10 protein-coding genes and 3 rRNA genes are annotated in these 20,207 nt (G+C 65.9%); 12 read left to right on the top strand and 1 reads right to left on the bottom strand.

Annotated elements, in window-relative coordinates:
- Positions 1 to 49: 49 nt before the first annotated feature.
- Positions 50 to 3,064 (top strand): DEAD/DEAH box helicase family protein, encoded by a 3,015-nt coding sequence (locus QBE02_RS03790; protein WP_279367185.1) that lies wholly within the window; start codon positions 50 to 52, stop codon positions 3,062 to 3,064.
- 4 nt (positions 3,065 to 3,068) lie between these two features.
- On the opposite strand, the gene QBE02_RS03785 is transcribed toward QBE02_RS03790, so the two are convergent.
- Positions 3,069 to 4,070: a lytic transglycosylase domain-containing protein gene (locus QBE02_RS03785; RefSeq protein WP_279367184.1), complete on the bottom strand. Its 1,002-nt coding sequence runs from the start codon at positions 4,068 to 4,070 to the stop codon at positions 3,069 to 3,071.
- Positions 4,071 to 4,539: 469 nt separating this feature from the next.
- Here QBE02_RS03785 and rpsA point away from each other — a divergent pair, with 469 nt between their 5' ends.
- The 11 genes from rpsA to QBE02_RS03730 all read left to right on the top strand — a co-directional run bounded on the left by rpsA (position 4,540) and on the right by QBE02_RS03730 (position 20,201).
- Entirely contained in the window at positions 4,540 to 5,994 is a 1,455-nt protein-coding gene (gene rpsA, locus QBE02_RS03780; protein WP_056227982.1) for a 30S ribosomal protein S1, read from the top strand.
- Between the two features lie 105 nt (positions 5,995 to 6,099).
- Positions 6,100 to 6,273 (top strand): hypothetical protein, encoded by a 174-nt coding sequence (locus QBE02_RS03775; RefSeq protein WP_279367183.1) that lies wholly within the window; start codon positions 6,100 to 6,102, stop codon positions 6,271 to 6,273.
- A 586-nt stretch (positions 6,274 to 6,859) separates the two neighbouring features.
- Positions 6,860 to 8,381 (top strand): 16S ribosomal RNA (locus QBE02_RS03770).
- 411 nt (positions 8,382 to 8,792) lie between these two features.
- Positions 8,793 to 11,903: ribosomal RNA gene (locus tag QBE02_RS03765) — 23S ribosomal RNA — on the top strand.
- Positions 11,904 to 12,005: 102 nt separating this feature from the next.
- A 5S ribosomal RNA gene (gene rrf, locus QBE02_RS03760) occupies positions 12,006 to 12,122 on the top strand.
- Together the 16S, 23S and 5S rRNA genes form the textbook arrangement of a ribosomal RNA operon.
- 193 nt (positions 12,123 to 12,315) lie before the next feature.
- Positions 12,316 to 13,530: an MFS transporter gene (locus QBE02_RS03755; protein WP_279367182.1), complete on the top strand. Its 1,215-nt coding sequence runs from the start codon at positions 12,316 to 12,318 to the stop codon at positions 13,528 to 13,530.
- A 143-nt stretch (positions 13,531 to 13,673) separates the two neighbouring features.
- A complete protein-coding gene (gene treS, locus QBE02_RS03750; RefSeq protein WP_431844589.1) occupies positions 13,674 to 15,947 on the top strand; it encodes a maltose alpha-D-glucosyltransferase in 2,274 nt (757 codons plus the stop codon).
- Between the two features lie 34 nt (positions 15,948 to 15,981).
- Positions 15,982 to 16,533: a GIY-YIG nuclease family protein gene (locus QBE02_RS03745; RefSeq protein ID WP_279367180.1), complete on the top strand. Its 552-nt coding sequence runs from the start codon at positions 15,982 to 15,984 to the stop codon at positions 16,531 to 16,533.
- A 126-nt stretch (positions 16,534 to 16,659) separates the two neighbouring features.
- Positions 16,660 to 17,337, top strand: coding sequence for a hypothetical protein (locus QBE02_RS03740; protein ID WP_279367179.1), 678 nt, complete (start codon positions 16,660 to 16,662; stop codon positions 17,335 to 17,337).
- A gap of 90 nt (positions 17,338 to 17,427) precedes the next feature.
- Positions 17,428 to 19,047, top strand: coding sequence for a sensor histidine kinase (locus QBE02_RS03735; RefSeq protein WP_279367178.1), 1,620 nt, complete (start codon positions 17,428 to 17,430; stop codon positions 19,045 to 19,047).
- Complete coding sequence (locus QBE02_RS03730) at positions 19,044 to 20,201, top strand: diguanylate cyclase domain-containing protein (protein ID WP_279367177.1); 1,158 nt, start codon at positions 19,044 to 19,046, stop codon at positions 20,199 to 20,201. Before QBE02_RS03735 ends, QBE02_RS03730 begins: the two co-directional genes overlap by 4 nt.
- Positions 20,202 to 20,207 lie beyond the last annotated feature (6 nt).

The following is a 20,207-nucleotide window of genomic DNA, read 5'->3' as shown; positions in this document are numbered from 1 at the left end:
CGGGTGTCGGTCCGCCTGCCCGCCGGGGGTCCCTCCCTAGACTGGCGCGGTGTCGACCGAATCACGCCGTCCCCTGTCGGCGTGGCGGTTCGACGGAACGCTCCGGGTCTATCAGCGCGCCGCGCTGGACCGTGTCGACGTCGACGCGGGGGAGCCGCTGCACCTCGTCGCCCCGCCGGGTGCCGGAAAGACCCTGCTCGGGCTCCTCCTCGCCGCACGCCGGGGAAGGCGCACGGTGGTCTTCGCGCCCACGACGGCGATCCGCGCGCAGTGGGTGGGCGCTGCCCGGGTGCTGGCGCACGATGACGCCGCCGTGTCGGACGACCCCGATCTCCCCGCCGACCTCACGGCCCTGACGTACCAGGCGATCAGCGTGGTCGACTCCAGCGAGCCCTTCGCGGCCCTGGCGCGCGCCCGCTGGGTCGACGAGCTGATCGCCGACGATCGCACCCCCGACCAGGCCGAGCGATGGCTCGAGGCGCTCAGCGAGAGCAATGCCGCGGCGTACGGCCGTGGCATCCGCTCTCGGTCCCGCGCTCTTCGGCGCACTCTGGCGAGACAGGATGCCGCCGCTCTCACGGCCGCTCTGCACCCGCGATCGCGCGAGCTGCTGGAGCGTCTGGTCGAGGCGGGGGTCGAGACCATCGTCCTCGACGAGTGCCATCACCTCCTCGATCACTGGGCACTCGTGGTTGCGGCGCTCGTCGCGCGGTTGCGCGCGGGGGGTCGGGAGCCGCTCGTGATCGGGCTCACGGCCACACTTCCCTCGCCCGATGACGCGAACGAGTACGAGAACTACGTCTCGCTGCTGGGCGAGGTCGATCTCGAGGTTCCCGTGCCGGCGGTCGTGCGCGAGGGCGATCTCGCGCCGTACCGCGACCTCGTCCACGTGGTCCAACCGACCGGCGAGGAGCGGGCGTTCCTCTCCGCGCACGCCGAAGCCCTCGCTGAGGCGCTGCGGACGACATTCGCGGTGGGCGCCGGAAGGAAGTTCCTGCGCGCGGTGCTTCAGCCGTCGACCCCTTCCGCCCCCGCGGATCCCCTCGAACCGCCCGCCGAGGGCGTCTCGTCCCCGGCCCCGGTCGATTCCGTGGGGAGGAGTGCTGTTGCGCGCCCGGGGATCGAGCCCCCGCCGGCCGCCGCGGAATCGTCCGACCCCGACGCCGCCGTCGATGCCGCTCTCTCGGCGGCGTTCGCCGTCGATTTCGCCGGTGCCGAGGCCGCCGCGGCGATGTTCTCCGTCGTCGCGCCCGACGACCCGCTCACCGCTCGTTTTCCCGCCGTGGCGCGACGGGCGCCCACCACCGAAGAGACGCTGCGCCTGCTGGGTCGATATGCCCTGGACCGGGTGCTCCCCGACCCCGCGCGCGCCGATGAGTGGCGCCGGCTGCGTCGCCTGCTCGCCGATTTCGGCTTCGCGCTGACCGACCGCGGGGTGCGGCGCACCCGCGATCCGATCGACACGGTCCTCGCGTCCTCCCTCTCGAAGGACAGGGGAGCGTGCGATATCCTCGCCCGCGAGCTCGACGAGCTCGGCGACCGCCTCCGCGCCCTCGTCGTGACCGATTACGTCACCCACGGCAACGTCCACGGGGGACTCCTGGGCTCGGCCGGCGCCGTCCGCACGTTCTCGATCGTGGCGACGGATGCCGCTACCTCGGCGCTGCGCGCGATCCTCGTCACTTCCTCGACGGTGCGCGTCGCCGTCCGTCACGCGGAGACGCTGCTTCCGGCGCTCGCGCGCGAGCTCGGCGTCGCGGTAACGGGGGAGCCCTGCTCCGACGACGTGGCCGTCCTCGCGGTGCGGGGGGCCACGGGGCCGGGGGTGGTCGGCGCCGTCTCCCGGCTGCTCGCCGACGGCTCGCTCGAGGTGGTCGTGGGCACGCGCGGTCTCTTCGGCGAAGGGTGGGACTGCCCGGCGGTGAACACCCTGATCGACCTCACCGCGGTGGCGACGGCGTCGGCGACGCAGCAGTTGCGGGGCCGTACGCTGCGGCGCGATCCGGGCTGGCCCGAGAAGGTCGCCCACAACTGGACGGTCTCGGCGCTGCTGCCGCCCGACTCGCCTCTCGACGCGCAACCGGATGCCGCCCGCCTCCGTCGCAAGCACGCCGGCCTGTGGGGACTCGACGCCGACCACCCCGAGCGCATCGTCCGCGGGCTGCCCGCGGCGCTGGGGCGCGACCGTCGTCGCGCGCTCGACGAGGTGCTCGAGAAGGCCCCCGGCGCGTCGCTGGAGCGTGTCGACGCGCTGACCTCGGCTCCGCCGCGGGACGAGACGCGATCCGCCTGGCGCATCGGCTCCCCGTACGACGACCGCGAGGAGCTCTCCGGGGTGGTCGAGCGCCCGGCCCGCACGCCGGTCTTCTCGACGTCGGTGACGGCCGAGCGTGCCCTCGGCGGGTGGCTCGCAGTATCGGCGGGAGCGCCGACGGCGCTGATCGCGCTGTCGTTCTTCCTGCCCCCGGTCGCGGGAGTCGCGGTGGGGGGAGTCAGCGCCCTGATCGGTGCCATTATGTCCGTGCCCCTGCTCTCGGCGTGGCGGCGCACGCGTCGGCAGGCTCGGGACGCCGCGGCAACGCTGAGGAACATGGCGCATGTGGTCTGGACGGCGCTGTCCGAGAGTGGGCGCGTCCGGTCCCCGCTCGCCGTTGCGGTGTGGGAGGGAGAGCGGAGGGATGCCGACGCCACCCGCGCCGAGATCACGATGGCGCACGCGAGCCTCGCCGATCAGAAGACCTTCGGGATCGCGCTGGAGGAGCTGTGCGGCCCGATCCGGTCACCGCGTTTCGTGCTGGAGGTCGACCGCGGCGGAGGGTCGTGGTGGGTGCGCGCCGTCCTCGAGCGCGCGGGACGCTCCCGGTCCCGGCAGTTCCTCGCCGTGCCTTCCGAGATCGGTCGTCGTCGGGCGGACGCCGTCCGCTTCCACGGCGCGTGGCAGGTGCACGTGGGTCCGGCCGTCCTGCACGAGCTCAACGGACCCGAGAATCTCCCGCTGATCGCAGAAGCGCGCCGCACCGGAGGTTTCTCCGGAGCGGCGCGCTCGATGATGCGATGGAGCTGAGGGCTCAGTACCAGCCGGTCGACTGCGAGTGGCCCCACGCGCCGCACGGCGTGCCGTAGCGGCCCGAGATGTACCCGAGGCCCCACGACACCTGAGTGGCGGCGTTGGTCTGCCAGTCGGCACCGGCGGACGACATCTTGCTGCCCGGGAGCGCCTGCGGGATGCCGTAGGCGCCGCTGCCGGAGTTGTAGGCCTTGTAGTTCCAGCCCGACTCCTTGTTCCACAGCGACACGAGGCACGACATCTGGTCATCGCCCCAGCCGCGGCTGGCGAGCATGTCGCGCGCGGCAGCCTGGGCACCGGCGGGGCTGTTGTCTCCCGAACCGCCTCCGGTCGGAATGGGGGCCGAAGACCCGCCACCGCCGGAGTTGGACGAGGACGACGACGACGACGAGGCCTGCTTCTCGGCGGTGGCCTTGTCGGCGGCGGCCTTCGCCGCGGCAGCAGCCTCTGCTTCCTGGCGCGCCTTCTCGGCCGCCTCTTCTTCGGCCTTCTTGGCCACGGCGGCGTCGAGACCGCCGCGCAACTCGGCCACGCGCTGGTCGACCGCGGCGGTGGCCGCGGCGACGTCGTGCGAGAGCGCGGGGAGGAACGTCTCGGGCAGCACCGAGGCCGCCTCGAGGCGGTCGGTGGCCTGCTGCAGCGCAGTCGTGTCGACCGTGGCGGGCTGGCCGATGTCGAGACCGGATGCCGCGATGTCGCTCTGCACGGTGGCGACGGCCTGGATCGAGGTCGACGCAGCGGTCTCCGCCGCGCGGGCCTCGGTCTTCTCGGGGCCGGGGGTGGCCGCGAGCACCGTGGGCGTGATCGAGGAGGCGAGCGAGAACGTCGCGGTCGACAGGTCGGCGGGGGAGGCGGTGGCGGCCGGCGCGGTGCCGGTGAGAGCCGCGGCCGCGACCACGCCGAGCACGAGCGCTCCCACTGTCGTCACGGGGCGACGACGAGTGCGGCGGGCGGCGAGGCGGCGGTCACGACGATTGGAAAAGGACGTCGAGTCAGAGCGCATAGAACCGGTTTCACGTGAGGGGAGGACGGTGCGGGTGTCACCGTCCGACCCGCGTCAGCGGGCACAAGACGGGGAGCCTGGCACGTGTTTCTGGACGCCACCTGGGCGGACCGCCTCAGAACGCCGGAACAAAACGGCCGATCCGAGGCGAATCGCGTGCACGCGCAAACGCCCTGTCCGGCCCGCTGTCTCCGTTCGCCCCGCGTGGTCGGCGTCAGCGTGTGACGGCCCGAGCGCGGGATGAGCGTCACCCGGGACTGCGCGGGAGGCCTGGTGCGTTAGACTGAGGTGTCACACCTGGGTTCTGCCTATCTGGCGAGCCCGTGGCATCGCATGAACAATCCGCTTCGCTTCGACTCGTGGTTGGAGTTCGCCCTCGGGCGGCCCCAGCCCGACGGCCCCCGGTCTTCGGATCGACGGGTACAGGAGTCGGAGCCCGACACCACACCCAACTAGGACAACCCACTACATGACTACCGCAACGACCGCCCCGGCTACCAAGCAGGTCGCGATCAACGACATCGGCTCGGCCGAAGACTTCCTGGCCGCGGTCGAGAAGACGCTCAAGTTCTTCAACGACGGCGACCTCATCGAAGGCACCGTGGTGAAGATCGACCGCGACGAGGTCCTCCTCGACGTCGGTTACAAGACCGAGGGTGTCATCCCCTCCCGCGAGCTCTCGATCAAGCACGACGTCGACCCCAACGAGGTCGTCAACGTCGGCGACCACGTCGAGGCCCTCGTTCTCCAGAAGGAGGACAAAGAAGGCCGCCTCATCCTGTCCAAGAAGCGCGCTCAGTACGAGCGTGCGTGGGGCGACGTCGAGAAGATCAAGGAGAACGACGGTGTTGTCACCGGTTCCGTGATCGAGGTCGTCAAGGGTGGTCTCATCGTCGACATCGGCCTCCGCGGCTTCCTCCCGGCCTCGCTCATCGAGCTGCGCCGTGTCCGCGACCTGACGCCGTACCTCGGCCAGGAGATCGAGGCCAAGATCCTCGAGCTCGACAAGAACCGCAACAACGTCGTGCTCTCGCGCCGCGCTCTGCTCGAGCAGACGCAGTCCGAGTCGCGCACCACGTTCCTCAACAACCTCCACAAGGGCCAGGTCCGCAAGGGCACGGTCTCGTCGATCGTCAACTTCGGTGCGTTCGTCGACCTGGGTGGCGTCGACGGTCTCGTCCACGTCTCCGAGCTCTCCTGGAAGCACATCGAGCACGCCTCCGAGGTCGTCGAGGTGGGCCAGGAGGTCACCGTCGAGATCCTCGAGGTCGACCTCGACCGCGAGCGCGTGTCGCTCTCGCTCAAGGCGACGCAGGAAGACCCGTGGCAGGTGTTCGCCCGTACCCACGCGATCGGTCAGATCGCTCCGGGCAAGGTCACCAAGCTCGTTCCCTTCGGTGCGTTCGTCCGCGTGGCCGACGGCATCGAGGGTCTCGTGCACATCTCCGAGCTGTCGGGCAAGCACGTCGAGCTCGCCGAGCAGGTCGTGTCGGTCGGCGAAGAGGTCTTCGTCAAGATCATCGACATCGACCTCGAGCGTCGCCGCATCTCGCTGTCGCTCAAGCAGGCCAACGAGTCGGTCGACCCCAACGGCACCGAGTTCGACCCGGCGCTGTACGGCATGGCCACCGAGTACGACGAGCGTGGCGAGTACAAGTACCCCGAGGGCTTCGACCCCGAGTCGGGTGCGTGGCTCGAGGGCTTCGACACTCAGCGCGAGGCCTGGGAGCAGGAGTACGCCGCTGCCCAGGGTCGCTGGGAAGCCCACAAGGCTGCCGTCGCCAAGGCCCTCGAGGCCGAGGCCGCCAACCCGACGGACGCCGGTTCGTTCGGTGGATCGTTCTCGTCCGAGACGCCCGCTCAGGGCACCCTCGCCGACGACGAGTCGCTGGCTGCGCTTCGCGAGAAGCTCTCCGGTCGCTGATCCGTCCCGCATCGAAGGCCGGTACCTCCTCGGAGGTGCCGGCCTTCGGTCGTTGCCGGGCGCAAGCCCTGGTGGGCAGGTGGGGGAGCAGGGCAGGATGAAGACATGGCTTCTCGACTTCCGCTTCTGATCACCCTTGCCGGCGTGGCCGTGCTGTTCCTGTCGATCGCGTTCGTCTTCGCCCTGGTCATCGGAGCGATGTTCTTCGGCGGGATCGAGTTCACCGGGGGACACACGGATGCCATGACCTCGCCGTCGACATGGTCACTCGTCGCCTGACCGCCACATCGTTCCCGTCCCTCGGCCCGGGCGACCTCGAAGGTCGCGCCGGGCCGTCGACGTTTCCGCAGGATTCCGCGGCCGCGGTCAAGCGACACGCCCGAGATGTGCCTGGATTCGACGGGTCGGTCGTTCCCGCGTAACTTATTACTTGTTCGCCCCACAGGGGAGAGCGGAGCGGCCGGAAGGCCCCGCATCGTCTCAAGTGGCGGACCACCCAAAACCTGCTCTGAATGGTGTATGGTTTTGGTTCGGTCGTTCGGCCGGTTCCCGAGGTTGATCTTTTTGAGATCCCAATGAGGTTCCGTGTGCTGGCGGCTGTCAATTGAAGTGAACTGCCTCACGGGTAGGTCGAGAGATCGTTTCTGTGGGTGCGTCCGTTCCTTGAGAACTCAACAGCGTGCACTTGTCAAATGCCAATTTATTCCTCGTCGGTCTGACTTTTGTTGGATTGCGAGAAATTCCTTTGGATCAAAGTCCAACCCTTTCGGGGGTTGGCGTGAAATTCGTCAGTAATGATGTTTTTCTTTGGTCAGTTTCAAACTCGCTGCGGCCCCGTTTTCCCGGTGGTTGTATGCATTTCTTTTTTACGGAGAGTTTGATCCTGGCTCAGGATGAACGCTGGCGGCGTGCTTAACACATGCAAGTCGAACGGTGAAGCCAAGCTTGCTTGGTGGATCAGTGGCGAACGGGTGAGTAACACGTGAGCAACCTGCCCTGGACTCTGGGATAAGCGCTGGAAACGGCGTCTAATACTGGATATGAGACGTGATCGCATGGTCGTGTTTGGAAAGATTTTTCGGTCTGGGATGGGCTCGCGGCCTATCAGCTTGTTGGTGAGGTAATGGCTCACCAAGGCGTCGACGGGTAGCCGGCCTGAGAGGGTGACCGGCCACACTGGGACTGAGACACGGCCCAGACTCCTACGGGAGGCAGCAGTGGGGAATATTGCACAATGGGCGGAAGCCTGATGCAGCAACGCCGCGTGAGGGATGACGGCCTTCGGGTTGTAAACCTCTTTTAGCAGGGAAGAAGCGAAAGTGACGGTACCTGCAGAAAAAGCGCCGGCTAACTACGTGCCAGCAGCCGCGGTAATACGTAGGGCGCAAGCGTTATCCGGAATTATTGGGCGTAAAGAGCTCGTAGGCGGTTTGTCGCGTCTGCTGTGAAATCCCGAGGCTCAACCTCGGGCCTGCAGTGGGTACGGGCAGACTAGAGTGCGGTAGGGGAGATTGGAATTCCTGGTGTAGCGGTGGAATGCGCAGATATCAGGAGGAACACCGATGGCGAAGGCAGATCTCTGGGCCGTAACTGACGCTGAGGAGCGAAAGGGTGGGGAGCAAACAGGCTTAGATACCCTGGTAGTCCACCCCGTAAACGTTGGGAACTAGTTGTGGGGACCATTCCACGGTTTCCGTGACGCAGCTAACGCATTAAGTTCCCCGCCTGGGGAGTACGGCCGCAAGGCTAAAACTCAAAGGAATTGACGGGGACCCGCACAAGCGGCGGAGCATGCGGATTAATTCGATGCAACGCGAAGAACCTTACCAAGGCTTGACATATACGAGAACGGGCCAGAAATGGTCAACTCTTTGGACACTCGTAAACAGGTGGTGCATGGTTGTCGTCAGCTCGTGTCGTGAGATGTTGGGTTAAGTCCCGCAACGAGCGCAACCCTCGTTCTATGTTGCCAGCACGTAATGGTGGGAACTCATGGGATACTGCCGGGGTCAACTCGGAGGAAGGTGGGGATGACGTCAAATCATCATGCCCCTTATGTCTTGGGCTTCACGCATGCTACAATGGCCGGTACAAAGGGCTGCAATACCGTGAGGTGGAGCGAATCCCAAAAAGCCGGTCCCAGTTCGGATTGAGGTCTGCAACTCGACCTCATGAAGTCGGAGTCGCTAGTAATCGCAGATCAGCAACGCTGCGGTGAATACGTTCCCGGGTCTTGTACACACCGCCCGTCAAGTCATGAAAGTCGGTAACACCTGAAGCCGGTGGCCCAACCCTTGTGGAGGGAGCCGTCGAAGGTGGGATCGGTAATTAGGACTAAGTCGTAACAAGGTAGCCGTACCGGAAGGTGCGGCTGGATCACCTCCTTTCTAAGGAGCATCTGACGCCCTGTCATGGGGTTGTTCAGGCGCCGGATCAGACCGAATGTGTCTGCCGGTTAGCTCATGGGTGGAACATTTGATGGGGTCTCGTTTTGTGGGGCTTTCTGCTGAGTACGTCGCTGTGGTGACAGGAAAGGTGGGGGGTTTCGTTGGCGGGACATGCACGCTGTTGGGTCCTGAGGGGCCGGGCGCTGACGGGGGTCTTTGGATTCTTTGTTGGTGGCTGTTCCTCGAGGGCCTTTCTTGCGCTTGCCGGTTGGTGGGTGTGGGAGGGGTACCGCCCGTACTTTGAGAACTACACAGTGGACGCGAGCATCTTCGACATGAGCCTTTTGGTTTGTGTCGTGAAGATGATCTTAAAGATCATTAGTCAATTTTTTGACGATTCAACTCATGTGATTTCAAGTCTTTAAGAGCAAACGGTGGATGCCTTGGCATCTGGAGCCGAAGAAGGACGTAGCAATCTGCGATAAGCCTCGGGGAACTGATAAGCGAGTTTTGATCCGAGGGTGTCCGAATGGGGAAACCCCGCCAGGGCGCGTGCGTACCTGGTGACTCCCGCCTGAATATATAGGGCGGGTAGAGGGAACGTGGGGAAGTGAAACATCTCAGTACCCACAGGAAGAGAAAGCAAAAGCGATTCCGTAAGTAGTGGCGAGCGAAACCGGAAGAGGCTAAACCTAGCGTGTGTGATAGCCGGCAGGCGTTGCATGTTGGGGGTTGTGGGACTTTTCTGATTGTTCTGCCGAATGATCGACGTGACAAGAGGGTATAGACGAACGGTTTTGAATGGCCGGTCATAGAGGGTGCGAACCCCGTAGTCGAAATGCCTGTTCTTGGCGTGAAGAGTATCCCAAGTAGCACGGGGCCCGAGAAATCCCGTGTGAATCTGTCAGGACCACCTGATAAGCCTAAATACTCCCAGATGACCGATAGCGGACAAGTACCGTGAGGGAAAGGTGAAAAGTACCCCGGGAGGGGAGTGAAATAGTACCTGAAACCGTTTGCTTACAAACCGTTGGAGCCTCCTTAGTAGGGGTGACAGCGTGCCTTTTGAAGAATGAGCCTGCGAGTTAGCGATACGTGGCGAGGTTAACCCGAGTGGGGTAGCCGTAGCGAAAGCGAGTCTGAATAGGGCGATTCAGTCGCGTGTCCTAGACCCGAAGCGAAGTGATCTATCCATGGCCAGGTTGAAGCGACGGTAAGACGTCGTGGAGGACCGAACCCACTTAGGTTGAAAACTGAGGGGATGAGCTGTGGATAGGGGTGAAAGGCCAATCAAACTTCGTGATAGCTGGTTCTCTCCGAAATGCATTTAGGTGCAGCGTTGCGTGTTTCTTGCCGGAGGTAGAGCTACTGGATGGCCGATGGGCCCTACAAGGTTACTGACGTCAGCCAAACTCCGAATGCCGGTAAGTGAGAGCGCAGCAGTGAGACTGTGGGGGATAAGCTTCATAGTCGAGAGGGAAACAACCCAGACCACCAACTAAGGTCCCTAAGCGCGTGCTAAGTGGGAAAGGATGTGGAGTTGCTTTGACAACCAGGAGGTTGGCTTAGAAGCAGCCACCCTTGAAAGAGTGCGTAATAGCTCACTGGTCAAGTGATTCCGCGCCGACAATGTAACGGGGCTCAAGCACGCCACCGAAGTTGTGGCATTGACATTTTTGGTAGGCCTTCGTGGTCCAGCCGTGTTGATGGGTAGGAGAGCGTCGTGTGGCGAGTGAAGCGGCGGGGTGACCCAGCCGTGGACGCTACACGAGTGAGAATGCAGGCATGAGTAGCGAAAGACGTGTGAGAAACACGTCCTCCGAAAGACCAAGGGTTCCAGGGTCAAGCTAATCTTCCCTGGGTAAGTCGGGACCTAAGGCGAGGCCGACAGGCGTAGTCGATGGACAACGGGTTGATATTCCCGTACCGGCGAAGAACCGCCCAAGCTAATCCAGTGGTGCTAAGAGTCCTAGCTCGGAATGTTGTTGATCCCTTCGGGGTGAGACGCGTCCGTGTGAACGCTCGACCCCATGCTGGTGCGGCTAGCGTATTAACAGGTGTGACGCAGGAAGGTAGCCCAAGCCAGGCGATGGTAGTCCTGGTGCAAGTGCGTAGGCCGAGTGATAGGCAAATCCGTCACTCATTACGGCTGAGACACGATGCGGATAAAAAGTGGGTGATCCTATGCTGCCGAGAAAAGCATCGACGCGAGGTTCTAGCTGCCCGTACCCCAAACCGACTCAGGTGGTCAGGTAGAGAATACCAAGGAGATCGAGAGAATCGTGGTTAAGGAACTCGGCAAAATGCCCCCGTAACTTCGGGAGAAGGGGGCCATCCACTTATTAGGACTTGCTCCGAAAGGGTGTGGTGGCCGCAGAGACTAGTGGGTAGCGACTGTTTACTAAAAACACAGGTCCGTGCCAAGTCGCAAGACGATGTATACGGACTGACGCCTGCCCGGTGCTGGAAGGTTAAGAGGACCGGTTAGCCGCAAGGCGAGGCTGAGAATTTAAGCCCCAGTAAACGGCGGTGGTAACTATAACCATCCTAAGGTAGCGAAATTCCTTGTCGGGTAAGTTCCGACCTGCACGAATGGCGTAACGACTTCCCAACTGTCTCAACCGCGAACTCGGCGAAATTGCATTACGAGTAAAGATGCTCGTTACGCGCAGCAGGACGGAAAGACCCCGTGACCTTTACTACAGCTTGGTATTGGTGTTCGGTGTGGCTTGTGTAGGATAGGTGGGAGACGGTGAAGCATTCACGCCAGTGAGTGTGGAGTCATTGTTGAAATACCACTCTGGTCACTCTGGATATCTAACTTAGGACCGTGATCCGGTTCAGGGACAGTGCCTGGTGGGTAGTTTAACTGGGGCGGTTGCCTCCCAAAATGTAACGGAGGCGCCCAAAGGTTCCCTCAACCTGGTTGGCAATCAGGTGGCGAGTGTAAGTGCACAAGGGAGCTTGACTGTGAGACTGACAGGTCGAGCAGGGACGAAAGTCGGGACTAGTGATCCGGCAGTGGCTTGTGGAAGCGCTGTCGCTCAACGGATAAAAGGTACCTCGGGGATAACAGGCTGATCTTGCCCAAGAGTCCATATCGACGGCATGGTTTGGCACCTCGATGTCGGCTCGTCGCATCCTGGGGCTGGAGTAGGTCCCAAGGGTTGGGCTGTTCGCCCATTAAAGCGGTACGCGAGCTGGGTTTAGAACGTCGTGAGACAGTTCGGTCCCTATCCGCTGCGCGCGTAGGAAGTTTGAGAGGATCTGACCCTAGTACGAGAGGACCGGGTTGGACGAACCTCTGGTGTGTCAGTTGTTCCGCCAGGAGCACCGCTGATTAGCTACGTTCGGGATGGATAACCGCTGAAAGCATCTAAGCGGGAAGCCGGCCTCAAGATGAGACTTCCATACCATTTATGGTGAGAGGCTCCCAGCCAGACTACTGGGTTGATAGGCCGGATGTGGAAGCGTAGTAATACGTGAAGCTGACCGGTACTAATAAGCCGATGACTTGATAACACACCTGTTTTTGGTGCTTGCGTCCACTGAGTGGTTCTCGATGTACGGTCGGGAACTCAACAATGATCATGTCGTTGTTGGTTTTTGAAACATCAATAGTGTTTCGGCGGCCATAGCGAGAGGGAAACGCCCGGTTACATTCCGAACCCGGAAGCTAAGCCTCTCAGCGCCGATGGTACTGCAGGGGGGACCCTGTGGGAGAGTAGGACACCGCCGGACTTCTTTTCGTCGAAGTGGCCACCCAAAGTTGGGTGGCCATTTCGCATTTACGGGCACACTTCCCCGGTGATCGACCCGTGTCGAACCCCGGGGATTGGGTTTCAGCGCCGGTGCCCACACCACCCAGAAATGGGAGGGTGTGGGCACCGGCGCTTCGCCGTACCCCGAGACACTGGTCGATAGGCTCGAGGGTGTGAGCGATTTCTCGGGCCATCTCCCCGGGAGTCGCGACTACCGTCGCCTGCTGATCGGACTCTTCTTCGGTGGCGTCGCGACCTTCGCGCAGTTGTACGCGACGCAGGCCGTCCTCCCGGCGATCGCCGACGATCTCGCGTCGGGCCCGGCAGGGGCGGCGCTGACCGTCTCGGCATCCACTCTGGGCCTGGCGGTGGCGGTCATCCCCTGGTCGCTGGTAGCCGATCGCATCGGTCGCGTGCCCGCCATGGCCATCGGCCTGATCGCGGCGACTCTTCTCGGGGCTGTCACGCCCTTTGCGGATGACCTCGGCGTGCTGCTGGCGTTGCGCCTTCTCGAGGGGGCGGCGCTCGGTGCCGTTCCGGCTGTCGCCCTCGCCTACCTGAGCGAGGAGGTGTCGCCCCGCTTCGTGGCGGCCGCGGCCGGCTCCTACATCGCGGGAACGACCGTGGGTGGTCTGTCGGGACGCGTGGCCTCGGGCTGGATCGCCGAATTGGCCGGGTGGCGGTGGGGGGTGGCATCCGTCGTCGTTCTCTGCGTGGTCGCGGCGGTTGTCTTCTTGTGGCTCGTGCCGGCGGCCAGGGGATTCGTTCCCGGTCGGTCCCGGACGGTGAGGGGACCGTCGGTGAGACGGCGCCTGGTGCTCAACCTCCGCTCTCCGGTGCAGATGGCGCTGTACGCGCAAGCGTTCTTACTGATGGGCGCCTTCGTCGCGGTCTACAACTATCTGGGCTTCCACGTGGCGGCCCCGCCGTTCGCTCTGCCGCCGGCGATCGTGACGCTGTTGTTCCTCGCGTACCTCGCCGGGACGGTCTCGTCTCCGCGGGCGGGCGCTCTGGCCGTGCGGTACGGCAGGCTCCCCATCTTGCTCGGCAGCACCGGACTCATGGCGGCGGGCGTGATCGTGATGTTCCTGCCGTTCATCGCCGCAGTGATCGTGGGGCTGCTCGCTTTCACCGCCGGCTTCTTCGGAGCGCACGCGGTGGCCTCGGGCTGGACACCCGTCGCCGCCGATCCCGAGGCCCGCGCGCAGGCGTCGTCGCTGTACTACCTCGGGTACTACGCGGGCTCGAGCTTGTTCGGATGGCTGCTGGGACTGCTCTTCGCCTCCGTCGGGTGGGGGGTGTTCCTCACCGCGGTGCTCGGGATGTGCCTGCTCGCGCTGGTGATCGCCTGGTCGGCCCTGCGCGGGGCCCCGTCTCGTCCGCGCTGAGCCCGGAGGAATGCGCGCACGACGGATCTGTCGACACCCGGCGGGTCGAGGTCAATGCCCGAGGTCGATGTCGGTGGAAGCGACTAGCGTCGGATACGACGTGAGGGAGGTCGGGAGTGGACGACGCCGATGAGCGCGCTGTGATGGACGACGAGATGGTCGATGCCGGTCCGAACGACGCGGATGACATCGATGCCGAAGAGGCGGTCGAGACGACGACCGAGATCAGTTACGACGAGCAGCGCTATCCGGCGCGACCCCGTCGTCTGCGTCCCCGCGACCAGTTCCGCGGTGGCACTCTCCGTCGATTCCTCACCGATCCCCGCAACGCGAACGGCGGCAATCCCTCCTATGTGGAGTGGCTCGTCCGTCAGTCGATGCTCAAAGACGCCGATGTGCTGAGCCGGCAGCTGTCCGGTCAGCCCTCGATGTGGCGTAATCCCTACGCGCGTCCGGACGCGCGCCGGGCCATCGAATCGACCGACGTCTGGTTCACGGCCTATCCGATCTCGCTCATCACCCGCCCGGGGGAGTCGTTCCTCGAGGCGCTCGGCGATGAGGCGCTGTGGGAGGCCTTCGAGTGGGTGGGGATCAACGGCATCCACACCGGTCCCGTCAAGAGAGCCGGAGGCATCACCGGCTGGCAGGAGACCCCCAGCGTCGACGGTCACTTCGATCGCATCAGCACGCAGATCGACCCCGAATTCGGTGACGAGAACGCCTTCCGCCGCGTCGCCGACGTGGCGGAGTCACACGGCGGCAGCGTCATCGACGACATCGTTCCCGGTCACACCGGTAAGGGCGCGGATTTCCGGCTCGCCGAGATGGCGTATAAGGACTACCCGGGCATCTACCACATGGTCGAGATCCCCCGTGAGGACTGGGATCTGCTTCCCGAGGTGCCCGCCGGGCGCGACTCGGTCAACCTCGACGCCGAGACCGAGCGCGAGCTCAGCGCACGCGGCTACATCATCGGCGAACTCCAGCGCGTCATCTTCTACACCCCGGGGGTGAAAGAGACGAACTGGAGCACGACCGCTCCGGTCGTCGGCACCGATGGTCTCGAACGACGCTGGGTGTACCTCCACTACTTCAAGGAGGGGCAGCCGTCGATCAACTGGCTCGACCCCACTTTCGCGGGGATGCGGCTCGTGATCGGAGACGCCCTGCACTCCCTCGGCGATCTCGGGACGAGCGCGCTGCGACTCGACGCGAACGGCTTCCTCGGTGTGGAGAAGAGCGCAGAGGGCCTTCCCGCGTGGTCGGAGGGGCATCCGCTGTCGCACGCGGCCAACCACATCATCGCCGGGATGGTCCGAAAGGTCGGCGGGTTCACGTTCCAAGAGCTGAACCTCACGATGGAGGACATCCGCGACACAAGTGCGGTCGGCGCCGACCTGTCATACGACTTCGTCACGCGGCCCGGGTATCACCACGCCCTCGCCACGGCGAACACGGAGTTCCTGCGGCTCGCTCTCACGACGGCGCTCGAGACCGGCGTCGAGCCCGTGCAGCTCGTGCACGGCATGCAGAATCACGACGAGCTGACCTACGAGCTCGTGCACTGGGCCACCACCCACCGCGACACCGTCTACCCCTTCCGGCACGAGGAGCACACCGGGGGAGAGATCGCCGAGATGGTGCGCGCCGAGCTCACCGAGAAGCTCACCGTCGACGCCGATTACAACCTCGTCTTCACGCAGAACGGGATCGCCTGCACATCGGCATCCCTCATCGCCGCGACGCAGGGCAAGGCGACGCTCGACGAGATCACCGACGAAGACATCCCGGCCATCCGCGACGCCCACCTGCTGCTCGCGAAGTACAACTCCTGGCAGCCGGGGGTCTTCGCCCTCTCGGGCTGGGACCTCACGGGCTCGCTCACGCTTCCGGCGGACGACGTGCGCCATCTCATCTCGACCGGCGACACGCGCTGGATCGAGCGGGGAGCGCACGACCTGCTCGATGTGGCCCCCGACGCGGCGTCGTCGATGTCGGGCGTGCCGCGTGCGCGCTCGCTCTACGGTTCGCTGGGGCGGCAGCAGGAGGACCCCGAATCCTTCCTTTCAGGACTGAAAGAGATCCTGCGGATCCGCGGCGATCACGGCATCGCCATCGCCTCTCAGGTCGATATCCCGCAGGTCGGGCATCCGAGCATGCTCGTCATGGTCCATCGTCTCGACGGGGGCGACCGACGGGACGAGTCGGCGCCCCTGCAGATCACGGTGCTCAACTTCTCGGGCGAGACGATCGAGGGAACGGTCCGGTCGGAGTGGCTGGTGCCGCAGAGCACCGCGATCGACGCGGCGACCGGCGAGGCCGTGGGCCGGGTGGACGAGCTGCAGAGCTTCTCTCTCGAGCTCGGGCCCTACGCCGGTCTGTTCCTCGTGCTGGAGGCGCCGGCCGCCGACGACTGACGGCGATGTCGGGGGTCGGGCGTAGCGTGAGCGCATGTCCGCCCCCGACTGCCTCGTGCCCGATTGCCGGCGAGCGGCCGATCCCTCCGCCCCGGTGGCGCTCTGCACCTGGCACATGGGCGTGAGCGCGGACTGGGCTGCCGGGCATCACGGCGTGACCGACGTGCTCCCGGCGCCCTGCCGATTGTGCGGGTCGCGGCTGGGCGTGCGGTGGCCGAGCGGGTGGCTCTGCGCGGTGTGCGAGTGGCGGCACGGCGACCCCGTCGACGGCGAACTGCCGCCGCCGCGCGTCGACGTCGTCTACTACCTGCGGTTCGACGACCGCATCAAGATCGGTACCACGGCGAGCCCCCGTCAGCGGCTGGCCGCTATCTGGCACGACGAACTCCTCGCCTTCGAGCCGGGGGACAGGCTCGTCGAGCGGCGTCGACACGCGCAGTTCGGGGACGAGCGATTCGGCAGGACCGAGTGGTTCCGCCGCAGCCCCGCGCTCGACGCGCACGTGGCCGAGCTCGCGGCGGGCGTCGACGACCCCTGGGCGTTATACGCCCGGTGGACGAGCGCGGCGATCGCGCGCCGGGGCTGACGGCTGTCGCATGCTCCGTGCGCTCCGCCTGCCCGACTGCCACGAGTGCTCCGCCGTCCACAAGCCTCAGGGCGCTCCGAGGTGAGCGGTCTACGGTGCGAGACACACGATCCGAGAGGCGCACCCATGGGCTTGTTCGACAGACTGTTCGGCTCCGGCGACGACGCCTCGCGACGAGCCCCCGAGACCCCGGTGCCCCACGGTTCGGCGAGCGGCTCTCGTGACGCCGAGGGTCGGTGCGCCCCTCCGCCCGCGCAGCAGCAGGCGCCGGCCGCCGCATCCGGGTCCGACGAGGACCGCCAGGCGATCGAACGCTACCGCTACCTGCTCCGGACGGCGCCTCCCGAGACGGTCGAGCAGGTGCACGCCGAAGCCTTCGGCCGACTGACCCCGGCCCAGCGTCAGCAGGTGCTCGCCGAGATGTCGGCCGGGTTGGCACCCGCCGAGCGTCCCGCGAGCGACGATCCGGCATCGTTGGCTCGCGCCGCCACCCGTGCCGAGTACTCGCAGCCCGGTTTCATGGAGCGCACCTTCGGCGGGCGCGGTTTCTCGAACGGTCCGGGTTTCGGGTCGATGCTCGGAGCCTCGATGCTCGGGACCATCGGTGGGTACGTCGTCGGTTCCGCTCTCGTCGGGGCGATGTTCGACCCCGGCTACGACGCGGGATACGCCGACGGTGCGGCAGCGGACGCCCAGGCCGACGCGGACGCCGCCGGCGTCGCTGACGCGTCGGGGACGGACGCGGGCGCGGGCGATTTCGGCGGGGACCTCGGGGGAGATTTCGGCGGCGACTTCGGGTTCTGACCCTCTCGCCGGAGCCGTCACGACGCCCTGACCGGCGTGCCGGAGCACGCCGCCCCTGTCGCGCACTCGGAAAACGCTATGGTCGAGGCCATGGCGCCTCCGACCTCGAGCGAGCGCTTCGGTCTGCGCCGCAGCATCGTGGCGAGCCAGACGCTTCTCGCCGCAGCGACCCTCCTGAGTGTCGTGGTGTCGATCTCGGTGGGGCAGGTGGGCCACGCCTCGCTGTTCTTCGGAGGGACCTCGCTCGTCTTCGCGGGTGCGATCGCCGCCGTACTCCTGCCCTGGCAGCGCATGCCCCGGTGGGTGGTCGGGCTGCTGCCGATCGTCGACGTCGTGGCGATCGCCGTCATGCGCGAGAGCTCGCCCCTGGCCGGAGTCGGGCTGCTGTGGACGTTCCCCGCGATCTGGATCGGGACGGTCTTCGGTCTGCGCGGCGTCGTGGCCGTGTCGTTGACGGTGACCGCCGTGATGGTCCACCAGCTCACGACCGATGACCTGCAGCGGTTCACCGCGTCGACCCTCGTGCTGCCCTTCACCGTGGCGGCGCTGTCGTCGATGGCCGCGTTCACCGCTCGACGTTCCCGCGCCCAGCGGGTCCTGCTCGAGAAGCAGTCCGCTGAGCTGCGTCGCGCCCTCGATCGTGCCCGGCGTCAGGAGGACCTCGTCACCGAGGTTCTGGATGCCGTCGACTTCGGCGTCACGCGCATCACCCCGACCGGGGAGTTCTCCGTCACCAACACCGCCCACGGGCTCCTGCTGAACAGCACGGACGCCTTCGGCCGGGAGGTCGCGGTGTTCGCCGCCGACGGATCCACCGCGATCCCCCCGGCATCCGATCCGCTCGCTCGCGCGCGCTCGGGAGAGGTGTTCGAGGGCGAAGTGGTCTGGTACGGACTTCCGGGGGAGGACCGTCGCGCCCTCAACGTCACCGCGCGACGTCTGCCCCGCAGCGACGCCGGCGACGCCGGGGCAGTGGTCGTCTCGCGCGACGTGACGGTGGAGGAGCAGGCCCGCCGGGCCCGCGAAGACTTGGTCGCCAGCGTCTCGCACGAGCTGCGCACCCCGCTCACCTCGATCATCGGCTACCTTGACCTCGCGCTCGACGACGACGGGCTCGATCCCGCGACCCGGGAGAGGCTCGAGGTGGCCGAGCGGAACGCCTCGCGGCTACTCGAGCTGGTCGCGGACATCCTCGCGGTGTCGTCCACGTCGAGGGAGGGTTTCGGCGTCGACCTGGATCTGCGCCCGACCGACGTCTCGGCTATCGTCCGCTCCGCGATCGAGTCGATCGCGTTGAAGGCGCATGATCACGGCATCCTGATCGAGGCCGGCGACCTGCCGGCGGCGCACGCGCTGGTCGACGGACGCCGGGTGCGCCAGGTCATCGACAATCTGCTCTCGAACGCCGTGAAGTACAACCCGCGCGGGGGGTCGGTGGCCGTCTCGGTCGGAAACGAACCGCGCTCGATCACGGTCGTCATCTCGGACGACGGGCCGGGCATCAGCGCGAGCGAACAGGCGCGCCTGTTCGAAAGATTCTTTCGGGGCGACGCCGTGCGCAAATCCTCGACCCACGGCAGCGGGCTGGGCCTCGCTATCAGCCGGGACCTCGTCCGCGCCCACGGCGGCGAGATCACCGTGCACACGGCAGCGGGCGAAGGGGCCACCTTCACCGTGCGGCTGCCACGCGATCCGAGGGAGACCCCGTGAACCTCGACGTCCTCACCCTGCAGGCCGCGGCGACCCTCGTGATCGTCGCGTCGACGGTGATGTACCTGCTCGACACCCTCATGCTCAAGGACGGCCTCCCCGGTCGACTGTGGGCGAGCGCCTACCTGTCGGGGACGTTCTCGGCCACGTGCTACCTGGCCTGGCTGCTGCTTCCCGACGTGTACGTCGCGGTCGCGGTGGGCAACGGCGCGTTCGTCGCCGCCACCGGCTTCATCTGGCTGGGGTGCGTCGCCTTCAACGGCGGATCGGTCCGCCGTGCCGCGCTCATCCTCACGGCGACCGTCCTCGTGGTGGTCGTCGCCGCTCTGGCCGCGGGGCCCGAGGGGGGATCGTGGGCGGGGGCCGTGCCGTTCTTCCTCGGCAACGCGGTGTTCGCCGCGACGGGAGCGATCGAGACGCGTCGAGGGGCGATCGCCCGTCGGTGGAGCTCGTCGGGACTGACCGTCGTCCTGGCGGTCGAGACGGTGTGGTTCGTCGCCCGCGCGATCGTGTTCCTCTCGCTCGGCCCCGACAGCGCGCTGTTCCGCGACGCGTTCGACACGCGGGTGTCGGCGATCCTCACGATCTCGCTCGTCATCGCGGCGGTCGTGGTGACCTCCGTCCTTCGGGCGAACGAGTCGGCGCTGCGCGGGACGTCCGAGACCCGACGGCTGTCGGTGGACGCGAACGGCGTGCTCTTCCGCGAATCATTCGAGGCCACTCTCGCCATCATCTGCTCGCGGGCCGAGGAGGCGGGCGAGGGCGTGTGCGTCATCGGCATCCGGATCGACGATCTCAAACGCCTCGCCGTCGCCTTCGGCCCCGATGACGCCGAGAGCCTGGCCCTCGAGGTGCGTGCGTCCGTGCGTCGGCACTCGCCCACGATGGCTCTCGTGGGGGAGACGGATGCCGCCGGCCTCGCCGTGGCGTTCACCACGACGCCGACGACGGACGTGCGCCGCGCCGCTCGCATCCTGCACCAGCGCGTGGTCGCCGACCTCGCGCGCCTGGGCGCCGCGGTCGTGCCGACCGTGGGCGTCGGAATGGCTCTGGCCGCAGACCATGGTTATCACTCGGTCGCCCTCACGACGCGAGCGGACGAGGCCGCGGCGCACGCGGCTGCGACCGGCGAACAGGCCTTCGGGCTTGCCTGAGTCGGG

Source organism: Microbacterium testaceum, from assembly GCF_029761935.1.
In the GTDB taxonomy this organism is placed as follows: domain Bacteria; phylum Actinomycetota; class Actinomycetes; order Actinomycetales; family Microbacteriaceae; genus Microbacterium; species Microbacterium testaceum_A.
The sequence above is the reverse complement of the archived record's forward strand: the minus strand, read 5'-3'. Positions and strand labels throughout refer to the sequence as shown.

Bases quoted from the DNA above. Each gene is read 5' to 3' on its own strand.
- QBE02_RS03785 (WP_279367184.1), bottom strand. From the start codon at position 4,070: ATGCGCTCTGACTCGACGTCCTTTTCCAATCGTCGTGACCGCCGCCTC.
- rpsA (WP_056227982.1), top strand. From the start codon at position 4,540: ATGACTACCGCAACGACCGCCCCGGCTACCAAGCAGGTCGCGATCAAC.
- QBE02_RS03775 (WP_279367183.1), top strand. From the start codon at position 6,100: ATGGCTTCTCGACTTCCGCTTCTGATCACCCTTGCCGGCGTGGCCGTG.
- treS (WP_431844589.1), top strand. From the start codon at position 13,674: ATGGACGACGAGATGGTCGATGCCGGTCCGAACGACGCGGATGACATC.
- QBE02_RS03745 (WP_279367180.1), top strand. From the start codon at position 15,982: ATGTCCGCCCCCGACTGCCTCGTGCCCGATTGCCGGCGAGCGGCCGAT.
- QBE02_RS03740 (WP_279367179.1), top strand. From the start codon at position 16,660: ATGGGCTTGTTCGACAGACTGTTCGGCTCCGGCGACGACGCCTCGCGA.
- QBE02_RS03735 (WP_279367178.1), top strand. From the start codon at position 17,428: ATGGCGCCTCCGACCTCGAGCGAGCGCTTCGGTCTGCGCCGCAGCATC.